Below are 21,829 nucleotides of genomic sequence, written 5' to 3'. Positions count from 1 at the left end.
ATGTCAACACTGTTGACTTTAGTGTGATCCGGCTCATAGTGTGTCTCGCAGAGTTGAATTTCCCCACGAAAGGACTCGACCGTGCACGCAGAGATTTTGTTTGAGAACGGATGGGTGTACACCGGCAATGACGCCGGACCCATCCGGGCAAACCTGGCAGTAACCGACGGCAGGATCATCGCCGTCGGAAGCCCCCTGGACACCCACGGAACCGTCACGCCGGACACCCGACGGGTGGACCTGGAAGGGCAACTGGTCCTCCCTGGCTTTCAGGATGCCCATATCCATCCCATCTTCGCCGGAATAGAGCTGCTCCAGTGCGACCTGACCGAGGTGGCCAGCGCAGAAGAGGCCGTGGCAGCAGTTGCCCGCTACGCCATGGAGAACCCGGACGAACCATGGATCCTGGGCGCAGGCTGGTCCATGGATCTGTTCGCCGGCGGCACCCCCGGGCGGGAACTGCTTGATGCGGTGGTCCCGGATCGGCCGGTGTACCTCGTCAACAGGGACCACCATGGGGCTTGGGCCAACACTGCGGCGTTCACAGCCGCCGGGATTACCAAGGACACCCCTGACCCGGACGGTGGCCGGCTGGAACGCGAAGAGGATGGCACTCCGGCAGGCACCGTCCACGAAGGTGCCATGGACCTCTTCAACGCGGTAAAGCCAGCAGTTCCCTACGAGCTGGCCTACCAAGGTTTGCTCGCGTCCCAGCAGCTGCTGCTCGCCCAGGGCATCACGGCTTGGCAGGACGCCTGGGTTCCCATCCCGGAGGGCGAACATGCCGATCACCTGGAGGTCTACCAGGACGCAGCAAAGGCCGGGGACCTCAAAGTCCGGGTCACGGCCTGCCAGTGGTGGGACAGGACGGCCGGGATGGCCCAGCTGGAAGCAATCGTCGAACGCCGGAATACCGTACGCGAAGCATTCGATCCCCTGCAGCTCAACGCCAACACCGTCAAAGTCATGGTGGACGGCGTGGCAGAGAACTACACGGCCGCCATGCACCACGTCTACCTGGACCATCACGGCCATCACACGGAAAACCGCGGCATCGAGTTCTTCGAGCCCGAAGAGCTGAAGGAATTCGTCACTTCGATAGATGCCGCCGGTATGCAGGTGCACTTCCACGCACTCGGCGACCGCGCCGTAACGGACGCCTTGGACGCGGTGCAGGAAGCCCGGGGGAGCAATGGCCCGAATGATCACCGGCACCACCTGGCCCACCTGCAGCTGGTTCGCGGCGAGGACATTCCCCGCTTCGCGGAGCTCAATGCGGCCGCCAACGTACAGGCGCTCTGGGCCTGCCACGAGGAACAGATGGACACCCTGACCCTCCCGTTCCTGGAACCGGGCGCCGAGGACAGGCACTATCCCTTCGGCGAACTGGCTGCGGCGGGCGCCCGCTTGGTGGCGGGCAGCGACTGGCCGGTGTCCACGGCCGACCCCATCGCAGCCATCCACGTAGCGGTCAACCGCACAGCTCCCGGCGAGGACCTGCCCCCGCTCGGCCCCGCATCACAAAAGCTCAGCCTCCAGCAGATCGTGGACGCCTATACCCACGGCACGGCGTGGATCAACCACCTGGACGCCGCAACGGGAACCCTGGAACCGGGGAAGCTGGCCGATCTCGCCGTCCTTGACGTCAATATTTTCGACCTTCCCGTGGACGAACTGCACCGGGCGGTGGTGACGCAGACGTGGATTGGGGGCGAATGCGTCTATGACCGCGCGGCGGCCCAAAGCTCACTCACGGAAACAACCCGCAGCCACCAGTCCGAGGTGATGCAATGAGGCCGCCAACAGCGCGCGGTACCGTGCGCTTCAAACAGCGGACGACGCCGTCGCGCATCACAGCGGTGATGGTCGCCGGCGTCGTGGTCAGCTTGCTCCTGGGCGGCTGCGGCGTGCGGCCCGCCGGCGTGACTGACGCGGCGGGCGGTGCGAAGTACACCTTGTCCGACTCCACGCCTGCCCCCACCAAGGAGATCGACAACTTCACCTGGGCCATGTACGCGGAGCCGTTTTCCCTGACTACGCCTACGCCTTCGACTACCCGGACAACACGGTCCTGTCCAACGTGTGTGAGTCGTTGTTCCGGTGGAATGCGGACCTGTCCACCTCGCCCGGCCTCGCCACGGGAGTGGAGAACCCGGATCCCTTGACCTGGGTTTACACCATCCGCCAGGGCGTGAAGTTCCACGATGGCAGCGAAATGACGGCAGAGGATGTGGTCGCGTCCCTCAGCCGCCACCTCGATCCGGAAGTGGGCTCGTTCTGGGCCTCGTCCTACCAAAACGTGGAGTCGATCGAGAAGACCGGCGACTACGAGGTCACCGTCACCACCACGCGCCCGGACTATGTGTTCAACGCGTCCTTGGTCGGCGCCCCGGGTGTGGTGGAGTCCGCCACAACGCTCGAAGAAACAGGCAAGGACTACGGCAACTCCAAAGCCGGCGTGAACTGCACCGGCCCCTTCGAATTCGAGCAATGGGAAGCGGGGGAGAGCATCACCCTGAAACGCTTCGACGACTACTGGGACCCGGACCTGAAAGCCAAGTCGAAGCAGGTCACGTTCACCATGCTCCCGGACGCCACGTCCCGCATCAACGCCTTCCAGACCGGCGAAATCGACGGTGGCTTCGCGATCCCGTCCAACGCCATCGACATCCTGAAAGCCAGCAAGGATGCCGGGTCCCTCTACTTCGGCAACGACACCTCCGTGCAGAGCATGGTCTTCACCAACCTGGCCGGGACCTTCCAGGACGTCCGGGTCCGCAAGGCGCTCATGATGGCCATCAACCGTGACGCGCTGATCAAGGCCGCAGAGCAGGGATACGCGAAGAGCACGGACGCGCTGACCACCAGAAGCGTGTGGAAGGACGTCCCGGCCGGGACGGCGGACCAGGCTTTTGACGGCCTCCTCTCCACGCCCTATGACCTGGAAGAGGCAAAGAAGCTGGTCAAGGAAGCCGGAGCCGAAGGCAGCAAGTTCGTCTTCGCCACCGCCTCCCTGAATGCCGCGTTCGACATCACGGCACGGGCCATCGCGTCCGCGGCCAAGGAGATCGGCCTGGATCCGGAAATCCAGACCATGTCCAACGACAAATACACCACCCTGTTCTCCGACCCGGAGGCCCGCAAGAACGTGGACCTGCTGGTGACGTCCTGGTACCTCTCCAGCACCGAGCCCCTGGAAATGTACAGCGTGCTGCGGACCGGGGACTTCAGCAATTACGGCGGCTGGAGCAACCCGGAATTCGATGACCTGGTGAACTCCGCCTACAGCGTGAAGGACCCTGACGCCCGCGGCAAGCTCACGGGCCGGGCCGCCACACTGGCCAGCCAGGAAGTGGTCTGGGGGCCGCTCTACGAGACCGTTACCTCCATGTGGCTCAGCAAGCGCATTACCGGAGCGGACCCCTCCATCAACTACATGTACTTCCCGTGGGCAGCCCAGATTGGAGGTCGCTGACATGACCGCTGCAGAACAGGTCCTGGCCACCCCGGCGCCGGGCGAACCCATGCGTAAGCAGGCCAGGAACAGGGCAGTCCGCCCGGCCGTGTACATCGTGAAGAAGCTGCTGGCCTTGGCCCTGACGTTGTTTGTCGCCTCCCTGGCCGTCTTCTTCTCCCGCTTCCTGGTCCCCGGAGACCCTGCACGTTTCCTGCTCAGGGGACGCAGCCCCAAACCCGAAGCACTGGAAGAAATCACCCGCCAGTTCGGCTTGGACAAGCCAGCCTGGGAACAGTACCTGAACTGGCTCGGCGGCATCCTGCACGGAGACTGGGGGCGCTCGCTGACCTACCGCCAGGACGTCTCCGACGTCTTGCTCGGCCGCTTGCCCACCACCCTGCAACTCGTGGCTTTGGCCGCAGTGTTCATCACGATCCTTGGGTTGTTCGCCGGGATCGTGGCCAGCCTGAACAAGGGCTTCGGCGACCGCTTCATCCTCATTACCCTCACCGCTGCCGGGGCCGTTCCGCCGTTCGTGGCAGCCATCGCCTTGGTTGCACTCTTCTCCGTAGGCCTGGGATGGTTCCCCTCCTTTGGAAGCGGCGACGGCGGCTTGGACCGGATCTGGCACCTCACCCTCCCCGCACTCGCCTTGGGCATCACCTACATCGCGATGGTGGCCAGGGTGACGCGCTCCTCCATGAACGAGCAACTGCTCCGCGAACACGTCGAAGTTGCAACCAGCCGGGGCCTCACCCGCGGTTCCGTGGTGGCACGCCACGTGTTACGCAACGCCCTGGGACCCATCCTGACCGTCAGCGGCGTGCTGGTGGCCGGCCTCCTCGTCTCCAGCGCGATCATCGAGCGGACGTTCGGCCTCTCCGGCATCGGCCAGCTCCTGGTGCAGTCCATTGACAGGCTGGACTTCGCCGTCGTCCAAGCGATCGTCATGGTGGTGGTTGCCGCGTTCGTTGTGGTGAACACCGTGGTGGACCTCGTCCAACCCCTCATTGATCCGCGTATCGCGGCCGGAACGGAGTCCCGATGACCTTGGCCATCCAGCTGCCGCAGACAGGCCTTCGCCGTTACGGCAGCCTCCTGTCACCCATGGCGTGGGGCGCGCTCGCCGTTGCCGCCGCCGTCGTGCTTCTTTCCCTGTTCGCCCCGGTCCTGGCACCGTATGACCCGGACTATGTGGACCTCAACAACGTCCTGGCCGGTCCCAGCGGGCAACATCTGCTGGGCACCGACGCGCTGGGCCGGGACCTCCTGAGCCGGCTCATGCACGGTGGACGGACCTCGCTCCTGGGACCCACCATCGTGGTGATCGGGTCCACTGTGCTGGGACTTCTGCTTGGCTTGGTGGCCGGCTGGTCCGAAGGCTGGCTGGGCAAGGTCCTTGGCCGGGTTTTCGACCTTCTCTTCGCTTTTCCCGCACTGCTGATGGCCATGCTCGCCATCGCCCTGTTCGGTAAGGGGCTCTTTGCTCCGATCCTGGCCATGACCATCGCCTATGTTCCGTACGTTGCCAGGCTCGCGCAATCCCTGGTGGTGGCTGAACGCAGCCGGCCCTACGTCCAGGCGTACCGCGTGCTGGGGTTCCGGACGCCGTGGGTGGTGCTGGGGAGGGTGCTGCCCAACCTCATTCCCACAGTCGGCGCCCAATCCACGCTGAACTTCGGTTACGTGCTGGCCGACCTCGCAGCGCTCTCCTTCATCGGACTGGGCGTCCAACCGCCCACCAGCGACTGGGGAGCCATGATCGAGGAGTCCCGCGGCGCCCTGCTGGGTGGGTACATCCTGCCCGCCTTCTGGCCCGCCTTGGTAGTGGTCCTGGTAGTGGTGGCCGTCAACGTCATCGGCGAGGAACTCTCAGACCGCATCGGAGGAAAACTTTCATGAGCCAGCTGTTGCAGATCGAAAACTTTACGCTCGGGTTTCCGGGCCGTCCGCCGCTGCTGGACAGCGTTTCCCTGCACGTGGACGACGGCGAAGCGGTCGCCTTGGTGGGGGAGTCCGGCTCAGGCAAGTCCCTGACCACCCGGGCCGCACTGGGCTTGTTTCCCGGCGGTGCACAGTCCTCCGGCCTCGTGTCGGTGCAGGGCCTCGATACCCTGACGGCCGGCAAGCAACGGCTGATGGAGCTGCGCCGCAAGCATGCTTCGATGATTTTCCAGGACCCCCGGGCCGGCATCAATCCGGTCCGGACCGTGGGGGACTTCCTCACGGAAACACTCGTGCGGTTTGAGGGTCTGGCCCGCGCCGAAGCCACCGAACGCGCCGTGAAGCAACTGGAGCAAGTGGGGCTTCGGCGGGCCAAGGAACTCATGGACCAGCACCCGCACCAGCTCTCGGGCGGCATGCTCCAGCGGGTCATGATTGCCGCTGCGCTCCTGAATTCACCGGATCTGCTGCTCTGCGACGAGCCCACGACGGCCCTGGACGTCACCACCCAGGCCGGGATCGTGCGGCTCCTGCGCGAGGAACAACAGTCCCGCGGTATGGGCATGCTGTTCATCACGCACGACCTGAACCTGGCCGCGAGCCTGTGCGAACGCGTCTACGTGCTCCGTCGCGGCGAAGTGGTGGAACACGGACCAACCCGGACCGTGTTCCTGGCGCCCCGGCAGGACTACACGCGGCAGCTGGTGGAGGCGACGCCTGTGATTGAGGTGGGTGCCGGTTCTGCGCCGGAGATGGCGGGATCTCCCCTGCTGCAGGTTTCCGGGCTCACCAAGACCTACCAACTGCCCCGCGGCGACGTCATCACTGCCTTGGACGATGCCGGCTTCAGCCTTCCCGAGGGCGGTTCACTGGGGGTGGTGGGCGAGTCCGGCTCCGGAAAGTCCACCCTTGCCCGCCTGGTGGTGGCCCTCGAAACCGCCAGCTCAGGCGAACTCACGCTCCGCGGCGTCCCCAGGCCACACCGGCCGTTGAAGGCCTCCGAGCGGAAAGTCCTGGCCAAGGAAGTGCAGATTGTGTTCCAGGACCCTTACCTTTCCCTGGACCCGCGCATTCCGGTAGGCAATGCTGTGGCCGATGTCTTCCGCCTGCACCAGAAGCAAGGACGCAAGGAAGCCAAGGACAGTGCACGCGATCTCCTGGCCCGGGTGGGGATCGGGCCCGAACGGTTCGACGCGCGGCCCCGTGCCCTCTCCGGTGGCCAGAGGCAGCGTGTCGCCTTGGCCAAAGCCCTTGCCGCCCGTCCCAGGCTCTTGGTGTTGGACGAGGCCACCAGCGCCCTGGACGTCTCCGTCCAGGCCCAGGTGCTGGACCTCGTGGAGGAGCTGCGGGACCAGTTCGGACTCACCATCCTGTTCGTCACCCATGACCTCGCGGTGGTCTCGCGCATTTGTTCCGAGCTGATCGTGATGCATCAGGGCCGGATCGTGGAGCAGGGTCCCACGGCGCGAATCCTTGAGGACCCCGGAGACGACTACACCCGGAACCTCATCGCCTCCCGTCCCCGGCCCTTGTGGGACGCAGAGCCGGTCTCTGCCTGACCGGTTCCTAGATCACCGATTGAAACAGGAGAACCTCCCGTGAAGACCACCGTTTTCGAACGGAATGTCCCGCAGGCCGCCGTCGTATCCCGTGCGCTGGAAGGTGCCGCCCACCGGCCTTTCTGGATCGACGACCTGAAGGACTCAGCAACTCGCTACCCCCAGCTCGACGGCGATGCTGCCGCCGACCTTGTGATCATTGGTGGCGGATACACCGGCCTCTGGACGGCGCTGCGTGCCAAGGAACGCGACCCCGGCCGGACAGTGATCCTGGTGGAAGCAGAACACGTGGCCTGGGCCGCGTCCGGCCGCAACGGCGGCTTCTGCGAGGCCAGCCTCACCCACGGCCATGAGAATGGCAGGAACCGTTGGCCGGACGAGCTGGAGACCCTTGACCGGCTGGGCATGGAAAACCTGGACCGCATGCAGGAAGCCGTGGAGAAATACGGCCTGGACTGCGATTGGGAGCGGACGGGTGAGCTCAACGTTGCTGTCGAACCCCACCAGGTTGCCTGGCTCAAGGACGACGACAGCCCGGGGAGCGTCTTCCTGGACCAGGCAGCCATCCAGGCCGAGGTCAACTCGCCTACCTACCTGGCGGGCCGCTGGCACAAGGACTCCGTGGCGATGGTCCATCCGTACAAGCTCGGCCTCGAACTTGCGCGGGTGGCAACGGAGTTGGGTGTGCGGATCTTTGAAGGCACGCGCGTGCGTGAACTCAAGGACCATGAGGACGGCGTCACTGTGGTTACCGAACGGGGGAGCGTTGAGGCCGGGCACGTCGTCCTTGGCACCAATGTGTTTCCGTCCCTGCTCAAGCGGAACCAACTCATGACCGTGCCGGTGTACGACTACGCCCTCATGACCGAGCCCCTCACTGCGGAACAACTGGAGTCCATCGGCTGGGGTAAACGGCAAGGCATCGGGGACGTGGCCAACCAGTTCCACTACTACCGCATCACCAAGGACCACAGGATCCTGTTCGGTGGATACGACGCCCTGTACTTCTGGGGCCGGCGGGTGGACCAGCGGCACGAGCATCAGCCCGCCACGTGGGAGAAGATCGCCTCCCACTTCTTCACCACGTTCCCGCAATTGGAGGGCCTGAAGTTCACGCACAAGTGGGCTGGCCCCATCGATTCGAGCACACAGTTCTGCGCGTTCTTCGGTACTGCGCGGAAGGGGCGTGTGGCGTACGCTGCCGGGTTCACCGGGCTGGGTGTGGGTGCCACGGCGTTTGCTGCCGATGTGCTCCTGGATCTTTTGGCCGGCCTCGACACCGAGCGCACGCGGGTGGAGATGGTCCGGAAACGCCCGCTGCCATTCCCGCCTGAGCCGCTGGCCTCCCTGGGCATCAACCTGACCCGGTGGTCCATGGACCGGGCCGACCACAACCAGGGGAAACGGAACCTCATCCTCAAAGCGCTCGACGCCGTGGGGCTGGGTTTCGACTCCTGAGTCTCCCCGTTGTGGGGCCTGGTCTGCGCGTTTAGATCCCGGGGATGCGTGGAGAGCGGGCCTCGCAACGCAGGGTGGTTAGCGCTTGGGGGCCGGTTTGCGTTGGGCGGAAGCGTTCGACGCCGGCCGCCTGGCTGGCGTCGTTGGCGTACGGGGTGCGGGGCGCTTAGCGGGTGTCCCGGCGCGGGGCGCCGGTTTGCGCGGCGCTGGGGTGCGCTTTGCCGTCGTCGAGGGTCGTTTGGTGGGGACAGCGGCACGCGATCCGAACGAGGGCACTACGGCCCCGAGGAACAGCACCGCCAGTGTCCCAACACCGGCCGCGGCAGCCAGGTAGAAGTAGATGTCGGAGTCCTGGGTGCTGCTGGCACTGCCCAAGGCGTTGGCATCCTGGTTGAAGGCGATGCCCCACATCCTCAGGAACGCGATGCTGCAGCCAATGAAGAGGCTGGTGCCCACTGCGCCAAGGAGGACCACGAGGTAGCGGCGGCGGTTGAAGACCTGGACGAGGGACGCAAGATAGCAGACCAGCACAGCGCCGAGGAACAGGTACAACACCAGTTCCTCGAGCACCACCGCTGCCAGTACCAACAGCCCGAGGGAGACGAACGCGGCCACTACCGCAAGCTTCCCGCTGTTCCCCATGTGACGCATGAGGTTAATCATCGCCGACCGAGTGGCCGCGCCACGCCGTCGTACATTGCAGTTGAATACCGTTAGGGACAGCCAGTTACTTGATGACGTATCCGTGCATGATGGTCATCACAGCTGCGACGCTTTGCTCGCGGGTCCGCTCCGGGTTGTATGTCTGACGGTCCAGGCCCACCACAAAGATTGCCCCGAAGATCGCCGCCTCCAAGGAACCGCGGGCAATGGACTCGTTGACCTTGTACCCGGCCGCCACGCTTTCCACAGCCGAGCCGATCACGGCCAGCAGCTCAGCACGGAGTTCGGCGAACACGGCGCTCCACTCGCCGGGCGTGCGCCAGTTTTCACTGACCCACAAGCGTGCGAAGGAGGGGTAGTCGTCCATGAATTCCATGGCCTGGCCCACCATGTTGTTCATGGACTCCAAGGGGTCGCTGGCCTGTCCACGAACATCCTGGAGCCGGAGCAGCATGATGTCCACGCCGTGCCGGAGCAACTGGGCGATGAGGTCCGATTTGCTGCCGAAGTTGTAGTAGACAGTGCCCTTGGAGACCCCGGCCGCGGCGGCGATTTCGTCCACCGTTACCCCCGCGGCGCCGCGCTCGCCGATCAGCTCCATGGAGGCTTCAAACAGGCGCTGCTTGGTGGCGTTGGTGCGTTCCGGCCGGAGCTTCTTTTCTGCAGGGCCGGCGGGGACGGGCTCAGTGGTGCTCATACTGCGATCTCCGGCTTCAGCGTCTTGAGGGTCCACACCTTGTGCTTGCGGACGGCGAGCGTGGACAGCGCCATTCCCAGCAAAGTGTATCCAAGCAGGCCAAGGACAGTCGGCCAGATCATGCTGAGTTCGCCTCCGTAGATCAAGTGCCTCATGCCGGTGACCACGTAACCCATGGGCAGTACCTCGTGCACCACGTGCAGCGGCATGGGGGTGGTCTGCCACGGGAACGTGCCGCCCGAGGACACCAGTTGCAGGACCAGCAGGATCAGCACCACGAACTTGCCCGGTGTCCCCATCAGCGCCACGATGCCCTGGATGATCGCGCTGAACGCCATCACCGCGGCCAACATGAACAGCCACATTCCGATGGGGTGGGCGGGGTTCAAGCCGAGGCCCAAGTTCACCACGAGGGTGAGGATGGTGGCCTGCAGGACCGAGACGACGAAGAACGGCAGCCAGCCTCCGACGGCGATTTTCCAGGCGGGGGCGTTGGACGCCAAGGCCCGCTGGGTGATGGGCCGCATGGCCTGGACCAGCATGAAGACGCCGATCCACAGTGCCAGGGTCAGGAAGAAGGGTGCCAGGCCGGCGCCGTAGGAACCTGCCTTGGCCTGGGAAACGTTGTCCACGGCGACAGGATCAGCGATCACCTTGGACACGCTGCTCTTCTGCTCATCATTCGGGTTGGGGATCTCTCCCGCGCCCTTGGCCAGTTCCGTGGCCAGGGTGTGGGCGCCGTCGGAGGCTGTGACTCCACCGCTGGCAAGCTGTCCCGCGCCGTCGTCCAGTTGGCGGGCGCCGTCGTCGAGCTTGGCAGCACCGTCCAAAGCGGTCTGCTGGCCGGCAGCCAGCGTGGCTGCACCGGTGTTCAGTTGTCCGGCACCGGCAGCAGCCTGCGAGATGGCGTCGGTCAACGTTGGTGTTGCCGCGGCGAGCTTGGAAGCTCCCGCGCTCACGGCGGCCGAACCGTCCGAGAGCTGCTGGATCTTGGCGGCATCGCCGGAAATCTTGGCCTTTGCGTCCGTGACGGGGCCCGAAGCAGCAGCGGCGTCGAAGTCCGCCAGGACCTTGTCGGCCTGCTCCTGGGTCAGCACGCCAGCGGTAACCAGCCGGGCGTTGGACTCGACGACGCGGTTCCGGAGGCCCTTGTCCGCCGCTTCAAGCTGCCCGACGACGTCCTGGACTTTCGCGTTCAGCTCGGCGTTGCCGGCGGCTACTTGCGCGGCACCGTCGGCCAGCTTCTTGGAGTCGGCCGGGAGGGTGGAGGTCTTGTTCTTCAGTTCCGTGAGGCCTGAACTCAACTGGCTGGCGCCGGTGTTGAGTTGCGCCGCACCGTCACGCAGCTTGGTTTGCCCCGCCACGAGTTGATCGGCACCGGTCACCAACTGGGTGGTGCCGTCGTGGAGGGTGGCGGCGCCGTCGCTCAGCTTCCCCACGCCCGTGGCCAGTTCCGAGGCTCCGTCCGCCGCTTTCACGATCGACGAATGGATGGTGCCGAACCCGGTGAGGAGCTGGTTGGCGGTTTCCTCGCCCACTTCCTTTGCCACGGTGGAATGCACGGCCGTGGTGAGCTTGTCCACGATGGTGCTCAACAGGTAGTTGTTGGCGTCGTTGGTGGTGACGTGAAGCATGGCCTGGTTGGCGGCGTCGAAGCTGCCGGGGGAGACCAGGTTGGCGGAGAAGTCCTTGGGGATCCGCAGCGCGAAGGCGTACTCGCCCGTGCGGACACCGGCGTCTGCGTCCTCGGCGCTGGAGACCGGCTTCCAGTTGAAGACGTGGCCCTCAACCAGGCTGTCCGCTACTTTCCGGCCGGCCTGCAGCTCGGTGCCGTCCGATGATGTGGCGCCTGTGTCCTCGACTACCAAAGCGGCGTCGATCTGGTTCAGGTTGCCGTACGGATCCCAGTTCGCGTAAAGGTACACGGCGCCGTAGAGCAACGGCACCATGGTCAGGGCGAGGATGGTCAGCTTGGGCAGGAGCCCGCCGGTCATGCGCTTGAGTTCGGAGCGGGCGAGCCGCAGAACAGTCACTTTGCAGTCCTTTGGAGGTTTTCGGAGTCAGGTTCGGCAGCGGCTTTAGGTGCTGCTGGAGTTTCGGGCGTTTCCGGGTCTTCCGGGGCCGGCTTGGCCGCGTGCTTGGCTTTGGGCTCATCGGCCGGCTGGAGCTCGGCGGCCGGCTGGAGCTCGACGGCGGTGCCCGGCTTTGGCTGGGCGGGCTGAGGTTCGGAGGGGGCGGGTTCCGCTTCCGGTTCAGGGGGGTGAGCGACAGAGTTGCCGATCACCGCTGCGGCTCCGGTCCAGTTGTCCGGGAGGGCACCTACGACGGCGACGACGGCAAGCGGCCGCCCGGCGTCGGACGCCAGCGCCTGAAGTCGCGGCAACCACGCGGCGGGATCGGCGCTGTGGCGGTCCGGGGAGTCAACCACGAGGAGGTCGGTGGCTGGATCAGCCAAGGCAAGCGCGGTCAGGAGTTCAAGGCGGCGGCCGGCCGGAATCTGTTCGATCCAGAGTCCCGCGATGTCCTCGAAGCTGTTGACCTTCAGCCACGGCTTGCTCAGCAGTGCACCGCGGTAGCGGCGGGGGATGAGGGAGAGGTCTTCGGTGACGAGGTCGCGGACGCTGAGGTGCTGCTCGGGCTCGTTGACGCCGGGGGAGTCCACGAGGGCGCTTGCGAGGCGGATCTTCTTGGTCTTGGTGGTGGTGTCCCAGCTGAGGACGCCGTTGCTTGGCTTCATGCGGCCACTCAAGGCCAACGCCAGGGCCGTCCGCTGGTCTTGGCCCTCTCCGGCAACGAGCAGGAGTTCGCCGCGGCGGACTTGAAGGGACGTGGCTGGAAGGAGATCGTCCCGGCGGCCGTTGATCTGGAGTTGCTGTACGGACAGCACAATGAAGCCTTTCGCAGAAATGGTGTCTGCGAAAAGTCTAACTGAACTGACTGGTCAGTTCAAATAGAAATTAGAGTCCGTACTTTTCCAAGAGTCGCAGCCACACTTCGCTGATGGTGGGATACGAGGGAACCGCGTGCCAGAGCCTGTCCAAGGGAACCTCGCCAACAATGGCTATGGTTGCCGAGTGGAGGAGTTCGGCCACCCCCGGGCCTACGAAGGTGGCACCGAGGATGACCTTGCGATCCTCATCCACCACGATCTGCGCCCACCCCTTGTAATCAGGGGAGTGCAGCTGGGAACCGGATACGTTGATGGGGAGTTCCACGCCGGTGACGTTCTTGCCCTGCAACAACGCCTGCTCCAGGCCTGGGCCCACGGAGGCGACCTCGGGGTCGGTGAACACCACGCTCGGGACCGCGTGATCGTTGGCGGTGTGGGCCCACGGGCTCCACGGCTGGGGCGTGCCCTTGAGCTTGCCGTTGGCCCGGGCCACGATGGCGTCACCGGTAGCGCGGGCCTCGTACTTGCCCTGGTGGGTCAGGAGTACCTTGCCGGCGGCGTCACCGGCGGCATAAAGCCAGAGCCCGCTCGTGCCATCGCTCGCTGGGCCTTCAACGAGTCCGCTGGATTCGGTGGTAAGCCGGAGTGGTTTGCCGTTCTGAGCCTCGACGCCCACATTCTCCAAGCCCAGGTTGGCCAAGGCGGGGTGCCTTCCCGAGGCCACCAGGAGCTTATCGGCGGTGACTGTCTTGCCGTCGAACGCGACCGTCACCGAGCCGTCGTCGTTCGTCCCGACCTTCTGGACATCAGTGTGAACGTGGACGGACACGCCATCGGCGCGGAGCCCGGCCAGGACCAGGTTCGCGGCTTCCTCCGGGTAACTGCTCAGCAGTCGGCCGCGGGCAATCAGGGTCACGTCGGAGCCGAGACGGGCAAACGCCTGCGCCATTTCCACACCCGCCACGCCGCCGCCGAGCACGGTGAAGCGCCGGGGGACTTCCTTGGCTGCCGTGGCCCCGCGGGTCGTCCAGAACGGGACGTCCTTCAAGCCCTCGATATCGGGGATGGTGGGGGTTGATCCCGTCGCGACCACCACGGCATGGTGTGCCTTGAGCGCGTAGCTGTTGCCGTCGAGGCCATCAACCTGGACCTCGCGGGGGCCGGTGATGCGGCCGCGTCCACGGATCAACTCGATGCCGGCGCTGTCCAGCCATTCCACCTGGCTGCCGTCCTGCCAGTTATTGGTGAACCAATCCCTATGCTTGAGTGCGGCCTGGGCATCGACCACCCCGGTAACGGCCTCGGACGCGCCCGGGACAACTTGCGCGGCGTGCAGGACACTTCCTGGCCGGAGCAATGCCTTGGACGGGATGCACGCCCAGTAGGAGCACTCGCCGCCCACCAATTCGCTCTCGATAATCACCGCCGTCAGGCCGCCTCGGACCACCCGGTCCGCTACGTTTTCCCCCACGGCGCCCGCGCCGATCACGATTACATCGAATTCCCGGGAGCTCTCGGCAGTCATGGGGAAAGCCTACGCCGGGTGAGCACGCGTTGTGAGGCCCGCTTTGCGGGCTTGAGGTGGCTTTTGGGGCGCAGAGCGGGCCTCGCACGTGGCAGTTTGTCCGAATAGTGGGATCTGTATCTCAAAGTATGGAACGGCTGACTAATCTGGGGTGCATGGAAGAAGAGCTGAAACCTTTTGTCGACTGGAGTTGGTGCGCGGACAACCCCGGGAAGTTCGTTCTTGCCGATTGCCGCTGGTATCTCGATGGCTCATCCGGGAGCGATGCGTATCGGCGCGGCCATCTTCCCGGGGCCGTCTTCATCGACCTGGACCAGTGGTTGTCCGGGCCGGCATCCCCTGAGGCCGGGAGGAACCCGTTGCCGGACCCCGAAGTATTCGCCGAGGGCATGCGGCAAGCGGGTATCAGGGACTCGGACGCGGTGATCGCCTACGACGACGCAGGTGGAGTCATCGCGGCCAGGCTCGTGTGGATGCTCCGGTCGACGGGACACAATGCAGCGATCCTCAACGGAGGCATGGCCGCTTATCCGGGAGAGCTCACAGCCCAAACACCTCCGCCACGCAGAGGGTTTTTCTCGGCACAATCCTGGCCCGGGCGCCTGCTCACCGATATCTCCGAGGTATCTGACGGCAAGTACCCCGTCATCGACGCGCGCAACCGTGACCGCTTCGATGGACTCCAGGATCCCGTGGACCCCCGCCCTGGACACATACCCGGGGCCGTGAACGTCCCGTGCCGCGGAAACCTCCACCCATTGGGACATCTGCTGCCCGAGCTTGAGATTCGCGCGAACTTCGAACGCGCTGGCGTTTCGTCCGCAGGGAACACTGTCTCCTACTGCGGCTCAGGGGTGACCGCCTGCCACAACCTGCTGATGATGGAACAACTGGGAATGGGCCACGGCAAGCTGTTCGTCGGCGGATGGTCCCAGTACTCCCGCGCGCAGGAGCGGCCAGTGGCGGGGGTGTCACCGGGGTTGTGAGGCCTGCTTTGCGGGCTTGGCGTGGGTTTTGGGGCGCAGAGCGGGCCTAGCAACACAGGGTTACGCGTGCAGTGCGCCCTTGAACCAGCCCGTAATCGACGCCGGGTGGGTGATCGCAGTCCCCACCACTACGGCGAACGCACCGGCATCAAGGGCCTGCCGCGCGTGAGCCGGGGTATGGATACGGCCCTCCGCGATGAGCGGCTTGCCCAGTCCGGCGGAAGCGATCTGCTCCAACAAATCCAGGTCCGGGCCGTTCGTTTTCGGGCGCTCGCCGGTGTAGCCGGCCAATGTCGTCCCGATCAGGTCTGCCCCGGCTTCAACAGCTGCCGCTGCGTCGTCGAGGGACCCGCAATCGGCCATCACCAGCGCGTGGGACCCAGCGTGGATGCCGGCCACCGTTTCGGCGAGGGAAAGCCCATCCAGGCGTGCCCTGCGCGTTCCATCGATCGCCACCACATGAGCCCCGGCATTCGCCACGGAGAGTGCATGACGGAGCGTGGGGGTGATGAACACGCCGTCGTGGCCATCTTTCCAGAGGCCAATGACCGGAACTTCGACGGCGGCACGCGTGAACTGCACGTCAGCCAGCCCTTGTACGCGGACAGCCGCAGCGCCACCGATGACAGCCGATGCGGCCACCTGGCCGGTGGTGCGGGGATCGCGCATGGGCTCGCCGGGGTATGCCTGGCAGGAAACGATCAGTTGGGAGCGGAGGGCTTCAAGGCCTTCGGGTGTGAGGATCATGATGTTCCCTTACTTACGGACTGCTTAAGGACGAGTTTCGCAGCGCCAACGATGGCGGCTGTGTTGCCAAGGGTGGCCCGGACTACGGGCACGGAAGTCAACGGGGCAAGGAGTTCCTGGCGCAGGGCAGCTTCCATGGGATTCCACCAGAGCTCTCCGGCGTCGGCCAGACCACCGGAGACCACCACAGTTTCAGGGTCAAGGATGTTGATGAGTCCGCCCACGGCTTGTCCGGCAGCGGCTGCGCCAACACCGATGGCACGCACAGCGGCGGCGCGGCTGCCAGCGGAGTCAGCGCCAGCACCGCCGTCGTGCGCGTCAGGGACAGAAGAGGCAAGGGCAAACACGCCCCGGGTGTCCACAGCCTCGTCCGAAGACCCGCCAAACCGCAAGTACGCCTCATGGATGGCTGGCCCGGAAGCGATCGCCTCGACGTGCCCGGTTCCACCGCAAACGCAGGCCAAAGGACGCCCGGAAAACACCGCAAAGGGTGAAGCAAAGTGCCCCACATGCCCGCCGACAAAACGGTGCCCCAAGACGGGAGCGCCGTCCAAGACAAAACTGCCGCCCACGCCCGTCCCGAACGCCACCATGAGTGAGCTGGAGGAACCTGCCGCCGCACCAAGCCAGGCTTCGCCGAGAGCGTGCGCATGGACGTCGTTGACGGCCCGCACCGCAGCAGCCGGCAGCGAAAGCCGCGCAGCAAGCCCGGCCACAAGCGCAGTCCCGGCCCAGCCATGAATCGCGTCGGTCGCAGACACAACGGACCCAACAACAGCGTCAATAACCCCCGCGGAGCCGATGCCGACGCCGGAAACCGAAAGTCCGGCGTCGGCAGCGCGCTCCACCAAGCCCGCGATCATTGCAGCGGTGGCATCGAGGATGGCTTCGCCACCAGCCCGGTTCAACGTCGGAATGGTCTCCGACATCAACACGTCGCCAGAAGGGGCAACAACCCCGGCGGCGGTTTTCGTGCCGCCGAGGTCAACGCCGATCACATGGGTCATGGAAGCGGTCATGGAACCTTAGACCAGCCCGTTCCGCTCCAGAATTGAACGAATTGCAGCCGTCTCGGAATCGTTCAGGGAAAGCATCGGCGAGCTCATCGTGTTGGACTCGATGACGCCCATCACCTGCAGCGCGGTCTTGAACGCACCCAGACCAGCGGCTCCGCCGGACACGCGGCCATTGGGGGTGTAGACGATCTCGAAGACGTCGGCCAAGCGGTCCTGCTCCCTTGCCGCGAGAGCCCAGTCGCCAGCCTGGGCGGCGTCGAACAGTCGACGGTAGCCGGCCGGGTCAACGTTGCCGAGGCCGGGGACAACACCCTGCGCGCCGCCCAGGAGGGCGCCGTCCACCACAACTTCGTGACCGGTGAAGATGTCGAAGTTGGGGATGTCTTTTGCCGCGAGGAGCAGCTGGCGGAAGGAGACGTCGTCGCCGGAGGAGTCCTTGACGCCGGCAAGGACGCCATCGCGGCCGAGCCGGACCAGGAGGTCGGTGGGCAGCTTGAAGTGCGTGCGGACCGGGACGTCGTAGGCGAAGATCGGTTTCTCGATGGCGGCGTGGATGCTGCGGAAGTGCGTTTCGGTCTCCGCGGCGTTGCCAATGGCGTAGTACATGGAGGTGACCACGATCGCGTCGGCGCCGAGGTCAACCACCTTGCGCGCTTCTTCGATGACGCGGTTGGTGGTTTGTTCGTTGGCGCCCACGATCAGCGGGACGGCTCCTGCGTTGGCGTCGGCGATGGTGGAGACCACCAGCTCACGCTCGTCGTTGGTCATGTAGGGGACTTCGCCGGAGGAGCCCAGGACGAAAAGTCCGGACACACCGCCGTCGATCAGGTGCTTGGTGACGTTCTTCAGCGACGCGGTGTCGATGCTGCCGTCGGCGTGGCGGGGGGTGATGACCGGGGGGATGACGCCCTGGAACTGAGTGGACACAGAATTCTCCGTTGTTTGTAGCTTGTGAAGGGAAAAACTAGATGTGGAGCAGGCTCGGCGCGGCGCCGAGCAGCTTCTTGGTGTAGTCGTTGCTGGGGTTGTCGAAGACCTGGGTGGCTGTGCCCTGCTCGACGATCTTGCCGAAGTACATGACGCAGATGCGGTCCGAGACGTACCGGACGGTCTGGATGTCGTGCGAGATGAATACCATGCCGAGGTTCAGTTGGGTCTTCAGGTCGGACAGCAGGTTCAGGACCTGCGCGCGGACCGAAACGTCCAGGGCCGACGTCGGCTCGTCCGCCACGATGATGTCCGGATCCAAGGCCAGTGCGCGGGCGATCGCCACACGCTGGCGCTGGCCGCCGGAAACCTGCGACGGCGTCACTTCAGCTGCCGATTGCGGCAAGCCAACCAGCGCCAACAGTTCCTTGACCTTGGCAGCGCGGGAGGCTGCGTTGCCGATGCCATGGATCTGCAGCGGATCCGTCAGGATGTCCTGGATGGTCATGCGGGGGTTCAGTGCCGTCGCCGGATCCTGGAAGACCACGGAAACTGAGCGGCCGAACTGCTTGCGCATCGCTGCGTTCCGCTTGATGGCGGGCTTTCCATGGAACAGAACCTTGCCCGACGTCGGCGGCTGCAGTCCCACGAGCACTGAAGCGAGCGTGGACTTGCCGCAGCCGGACTCACCGACGATGCCCACGGTTTCGCCGCGGCTGATGGTGAAGTCCACGCCGTCCACGGCTTTGACAATGTTCGGGCGGAACAGTCCACCGGTGCGTGCATGGTGGTAGACCTTGACGTCTTTGAGCTCGATGACCGGCTTTCCGGTTGATTCACTCATTTCGCGTCCTCCTTCAAATGGCTGGCCCAGTAGTGGTCGGCATCGTCTCCGTTCGCTGTGGCAACCGTGGTGAGGACCAGCGTCTGGTGGGGATCGGCGTCGGCGCGCAGCGAGCGGGCCGCGAAGCGGTCTCCTGTTGCGAAGTCCCGCGGGGACGGGACGGTGCCGGGGATCTGGTGGAGGCGGACAGCGTCGGCCTCGATGGAGAGCACTGCGCCGAGCAGGCCGCGGGTGTACTCGTGCTTGGGGTTCTGCAGCAGTTCGGAGGCCTGTGCGGATTCAACCACCTGGCCGGCGTACATGACCGTGATGCGGTGGGCCAGGGAGGCCACCAACGCGAGGTCGTGGCTGACGAACACCATCGCGAAACCGAGCTGTTCGCGCAGTTCGTTGAGCAGATCCACAACCTGCTTCTGGACGGTGACATCCAGGGCGGTGGTGGGCTCGTCAGCAACAACGATCTTCGGCGAACGGGACAGGGCCATGGCGATCAGCACGCGTTGGCGCTGGCCGCCGGAGAGCTCGTGCGGGTAGCTGGCGAGGGTCCGGACGGGATCCAGTTTCACCATGTCCAACAGCTCGGCAGGAGTCTTGCGACCCCCGCGCTTGGTCAGCTGTTCCATCTGGTCCTTGATCTTCATGGACGGGTTCAGGGAGCTCAACGCGTCCTGGTAGACCATGGCGATCTGCTCACCGCGCAGGCCCTCGTAGGCCTTGGGGTTGCTGTGCTTGGTGGCGGAGTCCAGGAGTTCCTTGCCATCGAACTTGATGGAACCGGTGACCTGGGCGGTCTTGGGCAGCAGGCCCATGACTGCGAGCGAGGTGATGGACTTGCCACAACCGGACTCACCCACCAGGCCCATGGTCTCGCCTTCGCGGACAGTGAAGGAGACGTTGTCCACGATTGCGATGTCGCCGAAGCGGCCGGGGAAGCGGATGGACAGGTTCTTCACTTCCAGCACATTGCGTGCCCCGGAAGAGACCTGCGGGAGGCGGTCGGTACGCTTCGCTTCGATGGCTGCCAGGAGCTCCAACTCGCGGTCCAGGAGGAGGTGCGGGTTGGCGGCGGCCAGCTTCACATCGGTGAGGACGGCTGACGTGCCCACCTCAGAAGTGGCGGTGTCGCCGGAAGCGGCACGGACGCCGTCGAGCTCGTGTTCCTCAACTACGGAGGGCTGGGCGACGGAGGTTGCGACCTCGGTGTCCACGGCCACAATGGCGGTGGATCCGTCGTCGTCCTTTACTACGGGTGCGCGGCGCAGTTTCGGGTTCACCATGGCGTCGGTGAGGCCTTCGGCCAGGATGTTCAAGGAGAGCACCGTCAACAAGATGGTGACACCGGCGAAGGTGGTGGCCCACCAGCCGCCGGACAGGACCAGGTTGCGGCCGTAGGAAATGACGTTGCCCCATGATGGCGCCGGGTCCTGGACGCCTGCGCCGAGGAAGGACAGCGAGGCTTCGAGGATGATGGCGTCGGCCACCATGACCGTGGCGAACACCAGTACCGGAGCTGCGGTGTTGCGGACGATGTGCTTGACCAGGATGTAGAACCGTCCTGCACCAATCACGCGCTCGGCACGGACGTAGTCTTCGCCATACTGGGCCAGGACGTTGGCGCGGACCACTCGGGCCAGCTGCGGGGTGTAGATGATGGCGATCGCGATGATGATGGTGGGAACCGAGTTGCCGAAAGCAGCCAGCAGCACGGCCGCCAGCGCGATGCCGGGGAATGCCATGAGGATGTCCATGAGCCGCATGATGATCTCGTTCACGGACTTGCTGGACGTCGCGGCGAAGGAGCCGAGGAGCGCACCGGCAAGGATGGCCAAGGCCACCGCGCCGAGGCCGATCATCAGCGATGACTGTGCACCAAAGAGGAGGCGCGAGAAGATATCCCGGCCCAGCCGGTCAGTGCCGAAGAAGTGTTCTGCGCCCGGCGGGGTGGCCGGAATGAAGGTCTCCAGCGGATCGTGCGGGGCGATGACCGGTGCGAAAATGGCCGCCAGAACAATCATGATGAGGAAGAGCAGGGCGATACGGGAGCCCCAGGGCAGGGCCTTGAAACGAATGCCCGGGGCACTTAGCCGTTCTGCGAGCTTGCTGCGCATGAGCTATACCGTCCTGATTCGGGGGTTGATAAGCAGGTAGAGAAGGTCCACCACGATGTTCACCAGAACGAAGGTGACGGAGATGGTGAGCACCACGCCCTGGACCAGGTTGACGTCCAGGTTGGTGATGCCGTTGAGGATCAGTTGGCCCATGCCGGGCAGGGCGAAGATCATTTCAATCACGACGGCGCCACCCAGCAGGTAGCCGACGCGGAGTCCCAGCACGGTCACCGGGGTGACGAGCGCGTTGCGAAGGACGTTCTTGGAGACGACCTCGCGGTAGGGGACGCCGTTGCCGATGGCGGTGCGGACGTAGTCACGGTCCAGCTCTTCCACCATCGAGGTGCGGACCACCCGGATCAGCGATGCTGAGACGGGGATGCCAAGCGCGAGGGCCGGGAGGGCCATCGAGTTGAGCCAACCGCCGAAGCCGGACTCCGGCGTCGCAATTCCGCCCGAGGGGAACATCGGGTTCTCGCCCAGCGCGAACCACTGGATGAGCAGGATGCCGAGCCAGAACGACGGCGTGGCGATCGCGGCGATGGAGAAGACGCGGACCAACTGGTCCTGCCACTTGTCGCGGTACAGGGCGCCGAGGATGCCGAACGCGAGGGAAAGCACGATCGCGATGAGCACGCCCAGGAAGGTGAGCTGGAGCGTCAGGGGGAACGCCGAGCCAATCATGGATGCCACCGACTTTGCCGGCGGGGTGGTGACGCCGAGGTCGAACTGCAAGAGCTTTCCGAGGAAGCGGAAGTACTGCAGGACCAGGGGATCGTTCAGGCCATTGTCCTGGCGGTACTGCTGCTTGGCTTCTTCACTGGCGCCGTCACCGAGGGCGGAGCTTGCCTGGTCGCCGGGGGCGGCCTGCAGGACGAGGAAGACGAGCAACGTAATGCCCAGGATCATCAATGGCAATGCTGCAAGCCTGCGGCCAAGCAGACGCAATATCGTGACCAATTTGTTCTCCGGTTGGTTGGGTGCTGCTGGTTGCGGGGCCCGCTCTGC

19 protein-coding genes are annotated in these 21,829 nt (G+C 65.0%); 7 read left to right on the top strand and 12 right to left on the bottom strand.

Annotated elements, in window-relative coordinates:
• Positions 1-81: 81 nt before the first annotated feature.
• Positions 82-1,794: an amidohydrolase gene (locus ACSSVG_RS05980; protein WP_492417865.1), complete on the top strand. Its 1,713-nt coding sequence runs from the start codon at positions 82-84 to the stop codon at positions 1,792-1,794.
• On the opposite strand, the gene ACSSVG_RS05975 is transcribed toward ACSSVG_RS05980, so the two are convergent.
• Positions 1,751-2,011: a hypothetical protein gene (locus tag ACSSVG_RS05975; RefSeq protein WP_492417863.1), complete on the bottom strand. Its 261-nt coding sequence runs from the start codon at positions 2,009-2,011 to the stop codon at positions 1,751-1,753. The two genes, ACSSVG_RS05980 and ACSSVG_RS05975, sit on opposite strands and share 44 nt — an antisense overlap.
• A 69-nt stretch (positions 2,012-2,080) precedes the next feature.
• Here ACSSVG_RS05975 and ACSSVG_RS05970 point away from each other — a divergent pair, with 69 nt between their 5' ends.
• From ACSSVG_RS05970 to ACSSVG_RS05950, 5 genes are read left to right on the top strand one after another with little or no spacing between them, the layout of a single operon-like run.
• On the top strand, positions 2,081-3,475 hold the full coding sequence (locus ACSSVG_RS05970) for an ABC transporter substrate-binding protein (RefSeq protein ID WP_492417861.1): 1,395 nt from the start codon (positions 2,081-2,083) through the stop codon (positions 3,473-3,475).
• Position 3,476: 1 nt separating this feature from the next.
• Positions 3,477-4,505 (top strand): ABC transporter permease, encoded by a 1,029-nt coding sequence (locus tag ACSSVG_RS05965; protein ID WP_374110783.1) that lies wholly within the window; start codon positions 3,477-3,479, stop codon positions 4,503-4,505.
• Positions 4,502-5,359, top strand: coding sequence for an ABC transporter permease (locus ACSSVG_RS05960; protein ID WP_492417859.1), 858 nt, complete (start codon positions 4,502-4,504; stop codon positions 5,357-5,359). The genes ACSSVG_RS05965 and ACSSVG_RS05960 overlap by 4 nt, the downstream gene beginning before the upstream one ends.
• Entirely contained in the window at positions 5,356-6,960 is a 1,605-nt protein-coding gene (locus ACSSVG_RS05955) for a dipeptide ABC transporter ATP-binding protein (RefSeq protein ID WP_492417857.1), read from the top strand. Before ACSSVG_RS05960 ends, ACSSVG_RS05955 begins: the two co-directional genes overlap by 4 nt.
• 39 nt (positions 6,961-6,999) lie before the next feature.
• Entirely contained in the window at positions 7,000-8,418 is a 1,419-nt protein-coding gene (locus ACSSVG_RS05950; RefSeq protein ID WP_253466492.1) for an NAD(P)/FAD-dependent oxidoreductase, read from the top strand.
• Between the two features lie 78 nt (positions 8,419-8,496).
• Here the strand turns inward: ACSSVG_RS05950 and ACSSVG_RS05945 are convergent, their stop codons facing one another.
• The 5 genes from ACSSVG_RS05945 to ACSSVG_RS05925 all read right to left on the bottom strand — a co-directional run bounded on the left by ACSSVG_RS05945 (position 8,497) and on the right by ACSSVG_RS05925 (position 14,193).
• Positions 8,497-9,069: a hypothetical protein gene (locus ACSSVG_RS05945; RefSeq protein WP_492417855.1), complete on the bottom strand. Its 573-nt coding sequence runs from the start codon at positions 9,067-9,069 to the stop codon at positions 8,497-8,499.
• Between the two features lie 76 nt (positions 9,070-9,145).
• Positions 9,146-9,778: a TetR/AcrR family transcriptional regulator gene (locus ACSSVG_RS05940; protein ID WP_492417853.1), complete on the bottom strand. Its 633-nt coding sequence runs from the start codon at positions 9,776-9,778 to the stop codon at positions 9,146-9,148.
• The gene (locus ACSSVG_RS05935; RefSeq protein WP_492417851.1) at positions 9,775-11,811 is read right to left on the bottom strand and encodes a YhgE/Pip family protein; all 2,037 of its coding nucleotides are present in this window, start codon (positions 11,809-11,811) and stop codon (positions 9,775-9,777) included. Before ACSSVG_RS05935 ends, ACSSVG_RS05940 begins: the two co-directional genes overlap by 4 nt.
• Entirely contained in the window at positions 11,808-12,665 is an 858-nt protein-coding gene (locus ACSSVG_RS05930) for a P-loop NTPase family protein (protein WP_231341360.1), read from the bottom strand. Before ACSSVG_RS05930 ends, ACSSVG_RS05935 begins: the two co-directional genes overlap by 4 nt.
• 70 nt (positions 12,666-12,735) lie before the next feature.
• The gene (locus tag ACSSVG_RS05925; RefSeq protein ID WP_492417849.1) at positions 12,736-14,193 is read right to left on the bottom strand and encodes a dihydrolipoyl dehydrogenase family protein; all 1,458 of its coding nucleotides are present in this window, start codon (positions 14,191-14,193) and stop codon (positions 12,736-12,738) included.
• A 155-nt stretch (positions 14,194-14,348) separates the two neighbouring features.
• On the opposite strand from ACSSVG_RS05925, the gene ACSSVG_RS05920 reads away from it, so the two are divergent.
• Positions 14,349-15,179 carry a sulfurtransferase gene (locus tag ACSSVG_RS05920; protein ID WP_492417847.1) on the top strand — a complete coding sequence of 277 codons (831 nt, stop codon included), beginning with the start codon at positions 14,349-14,351 and terminating at the stop codon, positions 15,177-15,179.
• Between the two features lie 60 nt (positions 15,180-15,239).
• On the opposite strand, the gene ACSSVG_RS05915 is transcribed toward ACSSVG_RS05920, so the two are convergent.
• The 6 genes from ACSSVG_RS05915 to ACSSVG_RS05890 are packed head-to-tail and all read right to left on the bottom strand — an operon-like array spanning position 15,240 to position 21,730.
• A complete protein-coding gene (locus ACSSVG_RS05915; RefSeq protein WP_492417845.1) occupies positions 15,240-15,926 on the bottom strand; it encodes an N-acetylmannosamine-6-phosphate 2-epimerase in 687 nt (228 codons plus the stop codon).
• Positions 15,923-16,933 (bottom strand): ROK family protein, encoded by a 1,011-nt coding sequence (locus ACSSVG_RS05910; protein WP_492419153.1) that lies wholly within the window; start codon positions 16,931-16,933, stop codon positions 15,923-15,925. Before ACSSVG_RS05910 ends, ACSSVG_RS05915 begins: the two co-directional genes overlap by 4 nt.
• Positions 16,934-16,951: 18 nt before the next feature.
• Positions 16,952-17,869 carry a dihydrodipicolinate synthase family protein gene (locus ACSSVG_RS05905; RefSeq protein WP_253466513.1) on the bottom strand — a complete coding sequence of 306 codons (918 nt, stop codon included), beginning with the start codon at positions 17,867-17,869 and terminating at the stop codon, positions 16,952-16,954.
• 37 nt (positions 17,870-17,906) lie between these two features.
• Complete coding sequence (locus ACSSVG_RS05900) at positions 17,907-18,713, bottom strand: ATP-binding cassette domain-containing protein (protein WP_231341342.1); 807 nt, start codon at positions 18,711-18,713, stop codon at positions 17,907-17,909.
• Positions 18,710-20,821, bottom strand: coding sequence for a dipeptide/oligopeptide/nickel ABC transporter permease/ATP-binding protein (locus ACSSVG_RS05895; protein WP_253466515.1), 2,112 nt, complete (start codon positions 20,819-20,821; stop codon positions 18,710-18,712). The genes ACSSVG_RS05900 and ACSSVG_RS05895 overlap by 4 nt, the downstream gene beginning before the upstream one ends.
• Positions 20,822-20,824: 3 nt before the next feature.
• A complete protein-coding gene (locus ACSSVG_RS05890) occupies positions 20,825-21,730 on the bottom strand; it encodes an ABC transporter permease (protein ID WP_051420905.1) in 906 nt (301 codons plus the stop codon).
• Positions 21,731-21,829 lie beyond the last annotated feature (99 nt).

The sequence above is a fragment of the Paenarthrobacter sp. E2MeOHC11 genome, from assembly GCF_058744955.1.
This window is presented reverse-complemented; position numbering and strand designations above follow the sequence as displayed.